Source organism: Pantoea leporis (assembly GCF_028048155.1).
Classification (GTDB): domain Bacteria; phylum Pseudomonadota; class Gammaproteobacteria; order Enterobacterales; family Enterobacteriaceae; genus Pantoea; species Pantoea leporis.
Genome location: NZ_JALMEU010000009.1, coordinates 81391 through 99229, shown reverse-complemented (window position 1 = coordinate 99229; position 17839 = coordinate 81391). Strand labels below are relative to the sequence as shown.

11 protein-coding genes are annotated in these 17839 nt (G+C 58.1%); all 11 read right to left on the bottom strand.

All coding sequences use genetic code 11. The annotated features are described in order from the left end of the window. Positions 1-116 precede the first annotated feature (116 nt). Positions 117-1955 carry an exodeoxyribonuclease V subunit alpha gene (gene recD, locus MWH02_RS19015; protein WP_271461249.1) on the bottom strand — a complete coding sequence of 613 codons (1839 nt, stop codon included), beginning with the start codon at positions 1953-1955 and terminating at the stop codon, positions 117-119. Then, on the bottom strand, positions 1952-5491 hold the full coding sequence (gene recB / locus MWH02_RS19010) for an exodeoxyribonuclease V subunit beta (protein WP_271461248.1): 3540 nt from the start codon (positions 5489-5491) through the stop codon (positions 1952-1954). Before recB ends, recD begins: the two co-directional genes overlap by 4 nt. Continuing rightward, complete coding sequence (gene ptrA, locus MWH02_RS19005; protein ID WP_271461247.1) at positions 5488-8385, bottom strand: pitrilysin; 2898 nt, start codon at positions 8383-8385, stop codon at positions 5488-5490. Before ptrA ends, recB begins: the two co-directional genes overlap by 4 nt. 107 nt (positions 8386-8492) lie before the next feature. Beyond that, positions 8493-11873, bottom strand: coding sequence for an exodeoxyribonuclease V subunit gamma (recC, locus tag MWH02_RS19000; protein ID WP_271461246.1), 3381 nt, complete (start codon positions 11871-11873; stop codon positions 8493-8495). Between the two features lie 69 nt (positions 11874-11942). Continuing rightward, positions 11943-12284 carry a prepilin-type N-terminal cleavage/methylation domain-containing protein gene (locus MWH02_RS18995; protein ID WP_271461245.1) on the bottom strand — a complete coding sequence of 114 codons (342 nt, stop codon included), beginning with the start codon at positions 12282-12284 and terminating at the stop codon, positions 11943-11945. Continuing rightward, positions 12217-12639: a DUF2509 family protein gene (locus MWH02_RS18990; protein WP_192236492.1), complete on the bottom strand. Its 423-nt coding sequence runs from the start codon at positions 12637-12639 to the stop codon at positions 12217-12219. Before MWH02_RS18990 ends, MWH02_RS18995 begins: the two co-directional genes overlap by 68 nt. Then, entirely contained in the window at positions 12636-13175 is a 540-nt protein-coding gene (locus MWH02_RS18985) for a prepilin peptidase-dependent protein (RefSeq protein WP_192236491.1), read from the bottom strand. The genes MWH02_RS18990 and MWH02_RS18985 overlap by 4 nt, the downstream gene beginning before the upstream one ends. After that, the gene (locus MWH02_RS18980) at positions 13166-13636 is read right to left on the bottom strand and encodes a prepilin-type N-terminal cleavage/methylation domain-containing protein (RefSeq protein WP_110868038.1); all 471 of its coding nucleotides are present in this window, start codon (positions 13634-13636) and stop codon (positions 13166-13168) included. The genes MWH02_RS18985 and MWH02_RS18980 overlap by 10 nt, the downstream gene beginning before the upstream one ends. A gap of 177 nt (positions 13637-13813) precedes the next feature. Further along, positions 13814-14608 carry a thymidylate synthase gene (gene thyA, locus MWH02_RS18975; RefSeq protein ID WP_110867965.1) on the bottom strand — a complete coding sequence of 265 codons (795 nt, stop codon included), beginning with the start codon at positions 14606-14608 and terminating at the stop codon, positions 13814-13816. Then, on the bottom strand, positions 14605-15486 hold the full coding sequence (lgt, locus tag MWH02_RS18970; protein ID WP_008109262.1) for a prolipoprotein diacylglyceryl transferase: 882 nt from the start codon (positions 15484-15486) through the stop codon (positions 14605-14607). Before lgt ends, thyA begins: the two co-directional genes overlap by 4 nt. Before the next feature lie 94 nt (positions 15487-15580). Further along, positions 15581-17827, bottom strand: a complete 2247-nt coding sequence (gene ptsP, locus MWH02_RS18965; protein WP_008109260.1) for a phosphoenolpyruvate--protein phosphotransferase — start codon at positions 17825-17827, stop codon at positions 15581-15583. Positions 17828-17839 lie beyond the last annotated feature (12 nt).

Sequence of the window (17839 nt, the reverse complement as noted above, 5' to 3'; positions counted from 1 at the left end):
TAGTTGCACATACCGCAGCGGCGCAATTTATTGCGCAATATTCGCATGGGCAAGCTGCCGTCATTGATATACGCGATTCATCGCGCCGCGACGGATTGTGCGGAATCGATATTTAATTACTCCCCGCTCAACCGCTCCAGTAATCCGCTGCGTCGCTGGGTACGCAACTGCACGGCACGACGGAACACGCCGTCATCGCTGTACAACGTCAGCTGCTTACGCGCGCGGGTAATCGCGGTATAAATCAGCTCGCGCGTTAACACCGGCAGGAACTGCGCCGGCATCACCAACGCCGTGTGGTCAAATTCCGAACCCTGCGATTTATGCACCGTCATCGCCCACGTGGTATCGTGCGTCGGCAAGCGGCTCGGTTGCACCGCCTTGATGCTGCCATCCGGCAACGGGAAGAACACCTTCAGCAGACCTTCCTCATCAAACAGCGTAATGCCGATATCGCCGTTAAACAGGCCCAGCGCGCTGTCGTTACGCGTCACCATCACCGGACGTCCCTGATACCAGCGACTGCCGCCGGTTGGACGACGAATCAGCTGCAGCTGCATCAGCTTCTGCTCAATCCGTTGATTCAATCCCTGCACGCCAAACGGCCCTTCACGCAGTGCGCACAGCAGCTGATATCGGCCAAACGCCGCGATAATCTCAGCAGGATCAGCGCGTTGGCGAATGAGTTTCAGGAACGGCTGATAACCGGCGGCAATCTCTGTCAGCATCGCCTGATACGCATCAGCATCCTGCAAAGGTTGACGGGTGATATCGCTGAAACCAGCCTTGAATGCGGCTTCAACCGCCTTTGCATCCCCGGCGTTAACCGCTGCGGCCAGTTGGCCAATGCCGGAGTTGGCGTCAAAGCGGTAGCTTTTACGCAGCAGGCAAATCGCGTCGCGTACCGCGGGTGCGCTGCTGTCATCGATGCCCGCCATCCCGCTGCCGGTGAGCTCGCTCAGCTGCGCAGCGCGCATCGGGCTGTAACCGGCTTCGGCACAGCGACAGATATCACCGAGCACCGCGCCCGCTTCCACCGATGCCAGCTGATCGCGATCGCCGAGGAACACCACGCGCGCCTGCGCTGGCAATGCGGCAATCAAATTCGCCATCATGCCGAGATCGACCATTGAGGCTTCATCCACCACCAGCACATCCAGATGCAGCGGATTTCCGGCGTGATAGCGCAGGCGCTGTGTTTCCGGCTGCGCGCCTAACAAGCGGTGCAGCGTGGTGGCATCGGCCGGAAAGCGCTGCCGCTCCGCCTCGCTCACCGGCAACTTTTGCAGCGCCTTGCCCAGCGATTCGGTGAGACGCGCCGCCGCTTTGCCGGTTGGTGCAGCCAACTGAATACGTAACGCGCCTTCACTAAGACGGATCAGTGCCGCCAGCAGTTTTGCCACCGTGGTGGTTTTTCCGGTTCCGGGACCGCCCGAGATCACCGCAGTTTTCTGCGTCAGCGCCACCGCAGCCGCAATCTTCTGCCAGTTATCCGGCTCGCTGCCAAACAGCTGATCCAGCACTTCCCTGACCCGTTCAGGCGCAAAAGGCTGTGCTGTTGACTGTGACTGAAAGAAGCGTGCCACCTGCCCTTCGTTGTGCCAAAGGCGATGCAGATAGAGACGATCTTCGCTCAGCACGATGGGTGCCGCTTGCTCGCTGCTACTCAGTGCCGACCAGCCGGCTAAAATTGCAGGCCAATCCTGCGGTTTGCCTGCCGCTTGCCAGATGGCCTGGGCCAGCTCCGCATGACGCCCTTTAAACAGGTTGTCGCGGCTCAGCTGTGATAACGGCAAACAGACATGCCCATCTCCCGCTTCCGCGCTCAGGCAGGCCGCCAGCAGCAAACGCGCCGGTTGATCATCATCCGCCAGCAGTTGAGCGAACTGGACATCCAGCGAGCGCAGCAAACGCAGCTCAGCCGCCTGTGCTAAAAGCGCGGTCATACCGCTCATGCTGTCGCTCCCGGCCCGCGAAACAGGCTATCCAGTTGTGAAATGAAGTCGAAGGTGGGACGGGTATGAAACACGCCGTTGTCTGGAGAGCTGCCGTCCATGCCACGCAGGAAGAGATAAAATACGCCGCCGAAATGCTGCTCATAATCGTAATCCGGCACGCGATGTTGTAAATAGCGGTGCAGCGCCAGCGTATAGAGCTGGTACTGCAAATCGTAGCGGTGGTCGATCATCGCCTGCGCCATTGCCTGCGGCGTATAAGCTTCATGGCTGTCACCGAGCCAGTTGGATTTATAATCCAGCAGGTAATATTTGCCCTGCCAGCGGAACACCAGGTCGATAAAGCCTTTCAGCATGCCCTGCACCTGACGGAAATCGAGCGGCGGAGCCTGCGCCGATAACGCATCCTGAGCAATCAACGCGCTCAGTTCACGCGCGGTCAGCACATTGTCAATTGGCAGATAGAATGCCATCTCCACCAAACGATCGCTGCTCTGCACCTGCGCCAGATGAATACCCTGCGCGTTAAGTGGCGTGCTCAATACACGCCTGATCCACGCACTGAGCATCGGCTGCCAGTGCAGCGGATAGCCGTTTTGCTGCAGATGTTGCGCCAGCGTCTCCTCGGAAGGCGGCTGCGGGAAATCCAGCGATTCGAACAGCTCATGCAAAAACGTTCCCGGCGCAGCACCGCGCGGGAAGTGATGGGGCGTGAGCGCCGCTTCCCCTTCCTCTTCCCGATCCTCTTCGCCGGCTGCTTCCACATCGAAATTCGGCATCACCTCAAGCAGACGGTGAGAACTGTGCTGCTGCAAACCGGAATAACTGGTGACGCGCCACGGGTCGGCCAGCACGCGCGTTACGCTTCGCGCCCCCAACTCGCTATCGGCGACCGCCTCAACCTGCCAGCGCTCGGCTTGCATATCTTCGGCCAGCACCACTTCGGTGCCCGCCGCGTCCATGTTATGCAGCAACGCGCCGAGCTGTTCGGCTGTTGCCGCTACACCGCGCTGCAACAGAAAACCGAGCGCGCTTTTATGCAAATCGCTCTCGCCCTCTTTCTTACGCGTGCCGCGAAACAGCGGTGCCACGCCGACGCTGCAGTGATAGATCGAACGGGTCAACGCCACGTAGAGCAGGCGCAAATCCTCCGCCAGACGCTCCTGTTCGGCCAGCGCCAGGCTCTCTTCATCGGCTTGCAGATCCAGGACCGCGTTAAAGCTCTCACGATCGTGATAAAGCGCGGTATCCGCCTCGCGAAAACCGGCGGCGAATGGCAGCCACACTAGCGGATATTGCAGCCCTTTAGATTTGTGGATGGTGACAATCTGCACCAGATGACGATCGCTCTCCAGACGCAGTTGCTGGCTGGCAGACTGGCTATCCGGGCGGGCGATCTGCTGTGCCAGATGACGCACCAGCGCGTGTGGGCTATCCAGCTGCGCAGCCGCTTCCTGCAGCAGTTCGCCGAGATGCAGTAAATCCGTCAGACGACGCTCGCCGTTCTCCGATGCCAGTAGATTTTCCGCCAGCTGGCGCTCCAGCATCATCTCGCGCAGCATCGGCAAGACGCCACGCTGCTGCCACACCATCTGCCAGCGGGCAAAGGTATCCACCAGTTCATCCCAGCCGCGCGCATCCTGATCCAGCGCATCCAGCTGCGAGGCATCAAAGGCAAAGAGCGAGGTTGCCAGCGCGGTACGCAGCATACGCTCCTGCTCCGGTGCCAGTACCGCCTGCAACAGCCATAACAGCTCTCGCGCTTCCGGCGTGGTGTAAACGCTGTCGCGATTCGACAGGTAAACCGACGGAATACCGAGCAGATTGAGTGCTTCGCGAATCTGGTTAGCTTCGTTACGGCTGCGCACTAACACAGTGATGTCAGAGGCTTGTACCGGCCGCAAATTGGGCGCTTTGCCCAGCATCGCGCGCTGCTGCTGCCCGGCCTGCAACCAGCGACTGATATCGGCCGCACACTGCTGCGCCATACGTTGTTGATAATCCCCAACGCTGCAGCCTTCGCCCGGCTGCAGCCAGAAGCGTAACGCCGCTTGCTCAACCTGATCGATACTGAGCGACAGTTGCTGGTTGGGAGGCGCAAACTGCACCGGCTGGAACGGGATCTCAGCGAACAGGAAGGGCGCGTCGAGGCGCGCAAATAGCTGGTTAACGCTGTTGACCATCGCAGGCGACGAGCGCCAGTTGGTATCCAGCGTGTAGTGCGCGCTGACTTCACTGCGCGCGCGGATATAGGTAAAAATATCCGCGCCACGAAAGGCGTAAATCGCCTGTTTGGGATCGCCAATCAAAAGCAGCGCATGCGCTGGCTGATTGATATAAAGCGTGCGGAAAATGCGGTATTGCAGCGGATCGGTATCCTGGAACTCATCAATCAGCGCCACCGGGAAACGCTGGCGAATCGCCTGAGCCAGTTGCTCACCGCTCGGCTGCTGCAGTGCTTCGTCGAGGCGGCTCAGCAGGTCATCAAAACCCAGCAGTGCCTGCTGACGTTTCTCTTTGCGCACCGCAGCGCGCACCTCTACCAGCGCACGCGCAATCACCAGATCGCGCAGCGACAGCGGCTGAGCAAGGAAAGTGTCGATGGCGTCAAACACACTGTGATGCGGCGGATTGCCCTTTTTGGTCTTCTCTTCAAGCATGCGCTGACCGAAGCGCGCCAGTTCGGCGGGCACCTGATAATCACGCGTTTCGCTCTGCGCCCAAAAGCTGACTTTATTGACCCAAACCGGCAAATTCTTGCTGCTGTAGCTGCGCTTATCCACGTCAGATTGCCCCACCAGCGTCAGCACTTCGTCACCCACCGCCAGCCATTGCGCTTTCATCGCGGCGATACGCGCCAGGTTTTCGCTGTGGCGCGAAGCCAGGGTTTCACTGTCGGCAGGCGGCAGACGCAGACTGGGCGATTCGCCCTGCAACCACGGACGCAAGGTGGAAAGCAACTGCTCCGGGCCGCTCCATTCGCTGACAATCACTCGCGCGACATCCAGCGTCAGCGGATAGCAGTGACGACGCCAGAAATCGGCAGTCGCCTGGCGCAGCAGCAGCTGTTCATCCTCAATCAGCTGCTGTTCAAACAGCATGCCGGACTCAAAGGCGTTGAGATTCAGCATGCGCTGGCAGAAGCCGTGGATGGTGAAGATGGCGGCTTCATCCATCTGTCGTTCAGCGGCGAGCAGCAGCGAAGCCGCATCGGCGGGCTGTGGAATCTCCTGCAGCAGCTGCATCAGCATCGGGTTGCCGCTGACGCCGCGCAGGCAGGCCAGCCGCAGCTCGTGAATGTTGGCGCGTATACGCCCGCGCAGTTCAGCGGTCGCGGCCTCGGTAAAGGTCACCACCAGAATCTCTTCTACCGACAGCGGGCGCGAATAAGCATGTTGTCCGCCCAATCCCAGTAGCAGCCTTAGATAGAGCAGGCCGATGGTGAAGGTTTTGCCGGTGCCGGCTGAGGCCTCAATCAGACGCTCACCGCGCAGCGGCAGCGTCAGAGGATTGAGCGATTCAGGTAGCAGACTCATTGGGCATCACTCTTCACGGGCAACGACTGCTGCAGCTTCTGGACCTCATCCCATGTGGTCCAGCCCGGCAGCTGGGCGTAGTCATCTTTGGTCGCGCCATCATGGCTGCCACCGATCTGCGAAATCATCGCCATGCCTTGCTGCGCTAAAACCGCCTGATGGAAGAAGTCGGCCAGGCCGGCTGGCGTCAGTTGCTGAATTTGCTCAATCGCTTTTTCACGCGTATCGAAGGCAAAGTTCTGACGTTTAAAGTCACGGTTAAAGCGGTTCGCCTCTTCATCCAGCGTTTGCGGACGCTGCTTCATATCGTTGATCAGCGCCTGCTGATACTGGGCGAAATCCTCTGCTTTCATGCTGCGCAGACGCTGTTCAGCCTGCGGATAAAACGCCTGGAAGCGTTGCAGTAAAAACGCTGGCTGCTTGCTGTTACTTTGCAGCAGGAAACCGATGCCCCACTGGCGTCCGATCGGCATCTGGTAAGCAAACACCGCATAGCCGAGTTGCTCTTCGGTGCGCAACTGGTTGTAGAACCAGGGTTGAACGATCTGGCTCAGCATGGTGCTGTTGGCCATGCTTTGATATTCGCTGTAGCCCAACGGCACATACAGCGCGGCCAGCGCTGAATCAGTGCTGCTGCCGGCTTTCTGCAGATTGGCCTTCATTGCTTTATCCACCGCCACATAATCACTGTGCCAGTAGCCGTGGCCATCGCTGTGCAACTGTTGCTGCAGCTCATCACCGAGCTGTTTCACGCGCTCTGCAGAGAGATTGCCCACCACCATCATCTCCGGGGTTGCATGATGAATCAGCGCATCGCGGTAATCGGTGACCTCTTTCAGAGTAATATCTTTCACCAGATTGCGGCGCGTTTCACGTTGGGTGTAAGGCAGCTGCGACAACATCTGCATCGGCTGAATCGCCTGCTCAAACGCTTTGCCCTTCTCTGCCGCTTCCAGTCGATCCAGGTACCAGGATTTGGCCTGTTCCAGCTGCTGCTGATCCGGCGTAAAGGTGGCGTAACCCTCTACCAGCTTCTTCAGCAATTCCGGCAGACGTTGGGTAAACCCGCTGGCGCTAAACACGATGCCATCATCTTCCCCGGTGGAGAAACTGATGCCGCCAACCGAAGCCTGCGAATTCAACTCATCCAGCGCCAGGCTGGAGAGATAGTCATTCAACCCAAACAGCACCTGCTGGCGCGCATCGCTGATCGCCGATTTGTTGCGCAGCGCTAAGGTGATAGCGGCTTTCGGTTCGCTGGCAAACTGCTGACTTGGCATCCAGTAAATACGCATGCTGTCGCCATTGGTCAATGCGACCGGATGATCGTAGGTTTTGCCATCGGAGGGGATGATGGCGAAATCCGACGGAATATAGGGATTCAGCGTGGGCATCGACAGCTGAAGCTGCGCGGCACGTTGCTGCCAGTCGCTAATTTGGGCGTCGCTGATTTTGTCCACCTGATAGGGCGCATTCACAAAGTAGGCTTCTTTGTTATGCGGCTCCTGCGGACTGATGTACCAGATGCGCGCGTTCTGCGGCGTCATTTCGTCGAGACGCGTTTTGATTGCCGCGGGATCGAACTGATCGGCCAGATAAGGCGCATCCAGCGTGTGTTCAACCGGCACCCGCAGCATGGTATCTACCAGCCACTCGATGTAATCCATATCACGGGTAATTGATGGGTAGCGGAAATCCAGCGCCAGCACGTGGGAGACTTCATCGAAGTATTCTTTACTGATGCCTTTGGTGCGCAGCATATCAAGGTAGTTGAACACCGCAGCCACCACTTCATCGCGCTGCGCCAGACCTTTGTCGGTTAACGACACGCTGATAGCGAAGACGCCGCTGTTGCGCTCGGTCATCGGGTCTGCACCGGCGCTGACGCCATCCGCCAGCCCTTGCTTTTGCAGCCAGTCGTTGAGGGTGTTTTTGCTGCGATTGCCCAGAATGTAGCTGATCAGCGTATCGGTTTTACTGCGGAACTGGCCGCTGCTGTTCGGGATGCGGAACTCAATTTTCAACTGCTTGCGCGGCTGTGCGGGCACGTAATGGATAATGATGCCCTTCTGCGCGTCGGTCACTACCGGCACGTCAATCTCTGGCACCGTCGTTTGATGATTAGCCACACGACCAAAGGTTTTTGCCGCAATGTCGGCCATCTCTGGCAGCGGTTTGTTGCTGTAAATCACCGCCTTCATCAGATTGGCGGAGTAGTGGCTGTGATAAAAATCGGTCAGCGCCTGATGCAATTTGCTGTCTGGCTTGTCGCTCAACGTATCAAGGTTGCCACCGGAATAGCGCGAGCCGGGATGCGCAGGGTTGAGAGTTTCTGCACCCACCTGTGCCATACGCAAGCCATCGCGTGAGCGAGCCATGGTCAGTTCTGCGTTAACCGCATGGCGTTCACGATCGGCATTAACCGGATCGAGCAGCGGTTCAGCAATCGCATCGGCTAGACGATCAACTGCGGGCTGCAACGCGCTGTTTTCCACTTCCAGATAGAACGCCGTGCGATACGACGCGGTGCTGGCATTGTGGCTGCCACCATTTTTTTTCAGGAATTCGGCGAGATTATCAGGCTGCGGATAACGCTTTGAGCCCATTAACACCATGTGTTCGAGATAGTGCGCCAGACCCAGCTGCTGATTAGGATCATCCAGCGAACCGATCGGTAAGGTCAGCGCCGCCAGCGATTTAGGCGCTTCGGCATCCGAGACCAGCAGCACGGTCATGCCGTTGTTTAACGTAATCGCCTGATAACTGCGTGGATCGTGATCGCTTTTACGAATGGTGTCATTGATGGGTTGCCAGCCGCGATCGGTATCGGCAAAGGCATTCAGCGCTAACGTGCTCAGCAGCAGCGCTCCAATCCAGCGTGCGTAAATCCGCATTTAAACCCCTTACATTACCCTTTTCCGCTGGCTGTGTGCCCAGCGGTGAAATAGACAAACTTTCTTATCGTGTCAGGAACAACCTCAAACGAGGCCGTATCCCCATGCTATTCATCATTCTGATGCGCCAGGCGCACCGGCAAATACCATTGGCGTGCGGCGGCAGTAATCGCCTGCACGGCATCATCGTCCAAAGACCGACTCAGGCGTTGCAGATAGGGATCGCTGCCCTCGCCTTCCACCTGGAAACCACCCTGCCAGGCTTGCAGCAATTTGTTAAGTGCCTTTTTCTGCGTGGCTTCGTCTTCCAGCAACTGCTGCGACTTGCTATCAAAGCTGGCTTCCAGCCAGGCTCCGCCGGATTTATTCAGCAGCATCAGCGGCTCGACTAATCCGGCCTGGTAACCCGCAACATACGCATGCAGAAGCGACAGCGCCTGTTCAGCAGGCAGCGCCGCGAAGCGCCAGTGACTCTGTTTACGGCCGTACATGCGGCTTTCACCGCTGCCGCCCAACGCGCAATACACCAGATGTTCCAGCCATAGCAGCAGACCATCGTTCATGTTCAGCACGCCCGGACGCCAGCGCAGCAGGCCATCAGCTTGCACCTGCGTCAGCCAGCCGGTCAATTGCACTGCGCCGATCGTCAGATTGATTTCCCAACTTTCAGCGGGCTGGCGTTGACCACTCACCTCGGCGGCCACTTCCTGCATCTCTTCGGTCTGGCTCTGCCAGAAAAGTTCCCCGAACGCGCCATAAGGCAGATTGCCAGCGGCGCGGTGACGCGCATACAGCTGCGCCGGATCGTCACCGTTGACCAGCGTATTCAGCAATTGGGCGTTGATTTGGTAGCGTTCCAGGCTGTCAGGCGCGAACGGTTCGCTGTCGGGCAGCTCGCTCTCTTCCATCCAGAAAGCCACCCCCAAGCGCTGCTGGAACCAGGCGCGTACCGGATGGCGCCAGAAGCGTAGCAGTTGCTCCAGCGACAAGGTTTCTATCGGTGCAGGCAGCAAGGGCTGCACAAAATCCGGCTGTGCCACGCCGCTGCCGGTGGCTGCAGGCAACCACTCCGCAGCAAAGCTTTGCCCGTGTGCGCCCGGCTGGAAGTTCTCTGCGGCAAACGGCATGCGGCTATGCAGCTTTTGCAGATGTTCGCGCACGCGCTGCTCGCTGATATCGGGTTCAAGCGCTTCATCACCCGGCAGACAGAAGCTCTGCCCCAGGTAATCAACCAGCTCGCTCACTAATACCGATGGATAGCGCTCGGTGTTGTCCTGAATCGCCCGGCCGATGTAACTGATATAGAGCTGCTGCTGCGCCGAAATCAGCGCTTCGAGGAACAGATAGCGGTCATCATCGCGGCGGCTACGGTCGCCTTTGCGCATCTGTTGCTGCATCAGGTCGAAACCCAGCGGCGCTAAGGTGCGCGGATAGACGCCATCGTTCATGCCCAGCAAACACACCACTTTGAAGGGAATCGAACGCATCGGCATCAGCGTACAGAAGTTGATGGGACCGGCGAGGAAACGCTGGCTGATACGCTGTTGATCGAGGCGTGAACGCAGCTCATCACGCAGCAGCGTAACCGGAATCGGCTGTTGATAGGCCGCCTGCATGCCCTGCTCGATAATCTGTTTCCACTGCATTTCCACCAGCAGCAGCGCGGCTTCACTTTCGGCGTCTCCGCTAAAGAAGCACTCAATCAGCTCACGACACAGCGGCTGCCACTCCGCTAACGTGCGCTCTTCTGCCAGACGCGCACGCCACTCTTCGAGTCGCGATAGCAGTTCCGCCAGATGCCCCGCCAGCTCAGCGATCAAACCGCTGGATTCGTCATACGGCAGGATCCCTTGCCAGTCGCCGTTGCGGCTCTCCAGCGCATAGCCGAGCAGCATACGCTGCAGGCCGAAGCGCCAGGTGTGTTGTCCGGTTACCGGCAGCGCCAGCGCTTCCACGCTGGCATCATCCAGTCCCCAGCGAATGCCGGATTCCATCACCCAGCGGCGCAGCAGGCGCAGCCCGCTTTCATCCACCGAGAAGCGCTGAGCCAGCGCGGGAACCTCAAGCAGCGCCAGCACATCTTCGGAGGCAAAGCGACTTTCAGGCAGCGACAGCAAGCTGAGCAGCGCCAGAATCGCCGGGTGCGCCTGACTGGCGCGGCGGTCGGAGATGGCGAACGGCAAATAGCGTTCGCTCGGCGCGCTGGCAAAAGCGGCCTGAATAAAAGGTGCGTAGCTGTCGATATCCGCCACCATCACGATGATGTCGCGTGGCTTGAGTTCGGGATGGGCTTCCATCAGCGTGAGCAGATGATCCTGCAGCACTTCAACTTCACGCTGTGCGCTGTGGCACACCTGCAGCGTGATCGAGCGATCTTCAGGATCAAGCAGCCGTTTTTCGGCGCTGTTCGCTAGCTCACCGGCGTTGAGGCCAATGATCGCTTTATCGTCCAGATTGAGCAGATCCGCTTGCACGCTGTGCAGCAGATTGTCTTGAGGCATCTCGACGAAGGCATCAATGTCGTTGGCGGCGGATTCCATCTGGCTCAGCAGATACAGGTTATCGCGCCCCAGCTTGCCCCATGACGCCAGCAGCGGATTGGTCAGCTGCTGCTCGCCAATATCGTTAAACAATGCTGACGCGCTAGCCGGATCGCGGAACAGCGGCTGCAGCTCATCCGACTGGATGCGGCGGCGCTGGCGGCTTTGCAGCTTCGCCAAAAAGGCATAATCCTGAATGTCGCCCCAATAGTGACGGCAGGGATTGGTGAACAGCAGATGGATATCAATGTGACGGCCCAGCGCTTCCAACGCCTGCAAATAAACCGGCGGCAGCGCGGAGATACCGCAAATAAACACGCGCTGCGGCAAGCCCGGCGGCGGCATTTGCGCCTGTTCCAGCTTTTGGATAAAGCGCGCATAGAGGTTAGCGCGATGCCACATCGGCTGACCCAGGCTTTCGGTAAAGTTAACCAGATCGCACCACAGCAGCGCCTGCCACTGCTGCGATTCGCCTAAGCCATCAATCCGTTCACCGCGCTCCCAGCTGTTGAGCCAGTCCGAGCGATACACCAGATATTGGTCAAACAGATCGGCAACACGGGCGCTGAGCTGATACAGCTTGCGCTTGTCGTCGTCATCATTGAGGTAGTGACGCAGCGGCTGGAAAGCGTCCTGCTCCAGCAAAGTTGGCAAGCGATGCATCAGCTTCCAGCTCATGCTGGCCTTGGTGAAGGCGCTCTCTTCAGGAATATCGGGCAGCACCTTAACGAACATGTTCCAGATGAAGCTCGCAGGCAGCGGGAAATCAATGTTGGCGGCAATGCCGAAACTGTTAGCCAGTTCCATTTGCAGCCACTGCGCCATGCCTGGGCTTTGTACCAGCACCTGTTCAGCCGCCAGCGGATCGGTCAGCGGTTGATTTTCAATCAGAATACCTGCCAGATTTTTCAACAGATCAAGCTGATTAGAGTGATAGACCCGGAACATATTTCTCCTAAACACAAGACAACAACGCAGCCGAGCCACTCTACCGTTTATCACCTGCGATGCCTACCGCTAGTGGCAATTGAGCTGCGCCAGTGAGGCGGAACGCTGCTGTGGCCCCATGACCGTGACGCGCTCCAGCGTGCAGCCGCCCGCCAGACTCTGCTGCTGGCGCTGACTCTGCCATCCCTCAACGTCACGGCCAAGCAGCGCCTGGCCGGCAACGCGCCACGCCTGACGTTGCTGCCACTGCTGGCTAAACCCCAGCGCCAGCGCGCGATGATATTGCAGTAATGTGCTGATGGTCATCGCCAGCAACAGCATCGCCACCAGCGTTTCCGCCAGGCTAAAGCCCTGCTGCTTCTGGCTGGCACAGCGCCGGCTGCGACAGCGGGCAGTAATCGATCCAGCCATGCGCTTGCGGCTGGGGTTGCGTGTTGGGGATGGATACCCAACGATAGAGCCACAGCGCGCGCCCTTCTCCATGTCCCGATAACAACGCATTGTCATCCTCCATTCGTAGCAGGCAGCTTTGCCACTGTTCTGCTGTCCATTGCTGACATTGCCAGCCGGTGGCCTGCGGCCAGTTTTGCACGCTGCCCCACATTAACGCCGCCTGCGCCTGCCAGAAATCCTGACTGTGCAGCTGCTCATCAGCCACTAACACCATGCCTTGCGAGAGCTGCGTTCGCGTGGCGTGTAGCGTCAGTCCGCCCATCAGTAACATCATCAGCACCATGCCCAGCGTGCTATTGCCGCGCTGCTTCACAGATTGATTCCTTCTATCCAGCTTGCCAGCTCCACGCTTTGGCTGTTGGCGTGTCCCGCCAGTTGCAGCACCAGACGCGATCCCTGCCGTTCAAGCTTGAAGGTATCGATGGTGAGAAATGCCGGATCGGAGAGTTTCTCCCAGCCGCTGCTGTTGCACTCATCCACGCCACGCTGCATTTCAAGCTGTCCGCTGCGCAGCCGATAGCCGTAATAGTCACTTTCGCTGTGGCCCACGCCTTCCCAGCGCCCGTTGCTGTTCTCATCCCAGCGCAGTAAAACGCAGCTGCCGCTGGCGGCAATCGTTAGCGCCGAACCGCTGCACTGGCCGTGGCAATAGCCGGCACGGCGCAGCGCTTTTTGCAGCGTATTGGCGATCTGCTGCAGCTCCTGCTGTAACTGCACGCGCTGTTGCAGGCGCAGATTCTGCTCCAGCAGCAGCGGTAAAAATCGCCCGACGCTGATCATCAGCACCGCGCCAATCGCCATGGCAATCAGCATCTCCAGCAGGCTGAATCCGAGTTGCGCTATTCGCATCCTTTCTCTCCCGGCTGACAGGCACGGATGCGCGCTCTGGCGGAGATAATTAAGCGCCAGCGTCCCGCCGCACTGGCGAGATCGATGCTGCCAGGACGCGCGACATCACGCCGACCGTAAAAACCGACGTCACCATTGATGCCGACAAGGCGCACGCTGTCGTGCGGCGGTTTAAATAACCAGCGCGAGGGCAGTGCGCAGCCTTCTGCAGGTTTAGGTCCCGCCCCAAGACAGCCGTTTTCACCGCTCTGTACCCACAGCGTGAGATCGCGGTTGTGCCAGTTAGCATGGGCGCGCAAGCGCAGAAGAAATCCCTGCAGTTGCAGTACGCTGTCGCGCAGCTGTTGATATTGCTGCCAGCGCTGCCAACCCTGCAGCGCGCCGACGCTAAGTATGCCGGCGATCACCATCACCAATAACAGTTCGGGCAAAGTGAAACCGTGGATATCGTTTCTGTTCATGGCGGGTAATGTGCCCAGCAACATGAAGTTCAACAAGGGAGAGAAATCGACGTTGGGAAACGTTGCTCAGGAAATCGAGGAGAGGTGCAGAGAGATACAGCGTTTTGTGAGACAGATTCAGGATTAAAGTGCGATTTGGGCGTGGTCGCCATGAATGGCGACCTTGCGGGAGTGGCGTTAAATGGCGACGGGCGCTTTAATGGCTGGATGCGGATCGTAACCTTCAATCTCGAAATCATCGAACTGATAATCAAAGATAGAGGACGGTTTACGCTTGATTACCAGCTTCGGCAACGGACGCGGCTCACGCGTTAATTGCAGGCGCGCCTGCTCTAAATGGTTGCTGTACAGATGCGTATCGCCACCGGTCCAGACAAAATCGCCCACTTCAAGATCGCACTGCTGCGCCACCATATGCACCAGCAGCGCGTAGCTGGCGATGTTGAATGGCAGACCAAGGAAGATATCGCATGAGCGCTGATAGAGCTGGCAAGAGAGCTTGCCGTTGGCCACGTAGAACTGGAAGAAGGCGTGGCAAGGCGCCAGAGCCATGTGATCCAGCTCGCCCACGTTCCATGCCGAGACAATGATGCGGCGCGAATCGGGGTCACGCTTCAGCTGCTCAATCACTTTACTGATTTGATCAATCTCTTCACCCGAGGCGCTGCCCCAGCTGCGCCACTGCTTGCCGTAGACCGGGCCAAGATCGCCGTTCTCATCGGCCCATTCGTCCCAGATGGTGACCTTGTTCTCTTTCAGGTAACCGATGTTGGTCTCACCTTTCAGGAACCACAACAGCTCATGAATGATCGAGCGCAGGTGCACTTTCTTGGTGGTGACCAGCGGAAAACCGTCCTGCAAATTGAAACGCATCTGGTGGCCAAAGATGGAGAGCGTGCCGGTGCCGGTACGGTCGGCCTTTTCTGCGCCTTCATTCAGCACATGTTGCATTAGGTCCAGATACTGTTTCATTTTACCTCACGAGTTTGTTGCTGCGGGCGACGACGATACGCCCAGATCATCATAATTACCCCGGCCAGAATCATTGGGATCGACAGAATCTGTCCCATGCTGACGCCGCCTTCAAACAGGCCAAGCTGCGCATCCGGCTGACGGAAGAACTCCACGATGATGCGGAATGCGCCGTAGCCGATGAGGAACAGGCCCGAGACGCTGCCCATAGGGCGCGGCTTGCGAATAAACAGGTTGAGAATGATGAACAGCACGATGCCTTCGAGGCACAGCTCATACAGCTGCGAAGCATGACGCGGCAGCACGCCGTAGGTGTTCAGCAACTCCTGGTACTGCGGATTGTTGGCTGCCAGCGCGATGTCTTCGCTGCGTGAACCGGGGAACAACATCGCGTATTTGAAATCAGGCGCCACGCGGCCCCACAGTTCGCCGTTGATGAAGTTACCGAGACGACCGGCACCCAAACCAAACGGGATCAGCGGTGCAATGAAATCCGCTACCTGGAAGAAAGTGCGCTTGGTACGGCGTGCGAAAATCAGCATCACCACAATCACACCAATCAGGCCGCCGTGGAACGACATGCCGCCATCCCAGACCTTAAACAGATACAGCGGATTCTCAAGGAACAACGGCAGGTTGTAGAACAACACATAGCCGATACGTCCACCGAGGAATACGCCGAGGAAGCCCGCATACAGCAGGTTTTCCACTTCCTCTTTTTTCCAGCCGCTGCCAGGTTTGTTGGCGCGTCGCGTCGCCAGCCACATAGCAAATACAAAGCCCACCAGATACATCAAGCCGTACCAGTGAAGCGAAACCGGTCCGATAGAGAAAATTACCGGATCGAATTGGGGAAACGAAATGTAGCCGTCAGTCATCTTTCACCATCATTTTTCTGCCCTGAAACGGGACAATAAAAGGCTGCGCATCATAGCACAGCCACTTTTTTTACAGGTCGTGAAGTTGTAACCGTTAACGCCCGCCGCGAATCAAACCGCCTAAACCACGACGCTCCATAAAGGTGGAGACCAGATGACGCACTTCCGAGGCAGTATGCGCGGCCAGTCCATGCTCGCTGAGCTTCTGTGCCTCTTCAAAATCGAGATGGCGCAGCAGATATTTCACCCGCGGCACGTTCTTGCCGTTCATGCTGAGATGGTGATATCCCATGCCCACTAACAGCGCGACACACATTGGATCGCCAGCCATTTCACCACACAAACAGAGCTCTAGCTTGGCCTGGCGGGCTTCGCTGGCAATAGTGTGCAGCGCCCGCAGCATCGCCGGATGCAGCGAATCATACAGGTTCGCCACGCGCGTATTGTTGCGATCAACCGCCAGCAGATATTGCGTCAAATCGTTGGTGCCAACCGAGACGAAATCGACGCGATCCGCCAGATGCGGGATCATAAACAGCATCGACGGCACTTCAATCATGATGCCAATGCGCGGCTTGGGAATCACATAGCCGAGCATCTCTTCCACTTCGCGGCCAGCGCGATCGATCAGACGACGCGCATCATCGATCTCATCGATATGGCTGATCATCGGCAGCAGAATGCTCAGGTTACCGGAGGCCACGTTGGCACGCAGCATGGCGCGCACCTGCACCAGGAAGATTTCCGGCTGATCGAGCGTTAAGCGAATGCCACGCCAGCCAAGGCATGGATTCTCTTCGCTGATCGGCATATACGGCAGCTGTTTATCCGCGCCGACATCCAGCGTACGCAGCGTCACCGGTTTGTCGTAGAACAGCTGCAACATGCCCTGATACTGCGCCACCTGCTCCTCTTCGGACGGGAAGCCGTTGTGCAGCATGAACGGTATTTCAGTACGATACAGGCCAATGCCATCCACCCAATTATCGAGCGCCTGCTCGTGTTCCGGGCTGAGACCGGCATTCAGCATTACCTGAATGCGCTCACCGCTTTTCAGCTCGCCGGGCTGCTCGACCACGCCTTCGGCCATTTTGCTCAGCGCGTTCTCTTCGCTGATTAAACGCTGATACTCCTGCACCAGCACCGGTTCCGGATCGATCAGCACTTCGCCGCGATAACCATCAACAATCAGCAAGCGTTTGTTGAGCTGCGCTGGCAGAATATCCGCGCCCATCACGGTGGGAATACCCATCGCGCGCGTTAAAATCGCCGCATGCGAGTTGGCGGCACCGTCGCGCACCACCACGCCAGCCAGACGCTCCTGCGGCAATTCAGCCAGCGTGGTGGCGGTGAGTTCATCCGCGACTAACACGAAGCGTTCCGGCCAGGCATTGGTGCCGACCAGCGAATCATCGAGGTGGAACAGCAGACGTTGACCGAGCACGCGCAGATCGCCAGCGCGCTCGCGTAAATATTGATCCTGCAAATTGGCGAACTGCTCGGCGAACTTCTCGATCACCGTTTTAACCGCCCACTCCGCTACCGATCCGCGCTCGATCTCATCAAACAGATCTTTTTTCAGCCGCGCATCGGTAAGCAGGTGCGAATAGAGATCGAAGATCGCCGCGCTCTCTTTCTGCACGCTGGCAGCAAAGCGTTTGCTGAAGCGGCGGAATTCGTTGCCGGCCTCGCCCATCGCCAGCACCAGACGCTCGCGTTCGCGCTGCACGTCAAGCGTGGACGCAGCGGAAACCTGATCGAGCAGCGGCTGAGTTTCATCCACCCAACCCGGCGCGACCGCCACACCCGGCGCAGCGGCAATCGCTTTTACCCGCGTCTGACGGAATTGACCAAACAGTTGACCGAGCTGCGACTGCGACAGCAATCCCGCCATTTGCGTGGCGAGCGTGACGAGGAATGACTCTTCGCTTTCATCAAACTGACGGTGTTCGCGCTGCTGGATAACCAACACGCCAAGCAGCTGGCGGCGGCTGATAATCGGCACGCCGAGGAAGGAGCGATAACGCTCCTCTTTAACAGAAGGAATGTATTTGAAGCTGGGATGGCTTTGCGCGTCGGCGAGGTTGATCGGCTCGGCTAAGCGTCCAACGAGGCCAACAATGCCTTCGTCAAACGCCAGCGTGACCGTACGACCACGCGGCTTTTTTAGCCCGCGTGTCGCCATCAGGTAGTAGCAACGACGATCGTGATCGGCGAGATAAACCGAGCAAACCTCGGTTTCCATCGCAAGGCAAATTTCGTTTACCAGAATGTCGAGTGCTTCATTCAGACGTGGAGCACTCGCCACTTTCTCTACTATTTCGCGTAACTGAGTGAGCATAAAGGGCGTGGC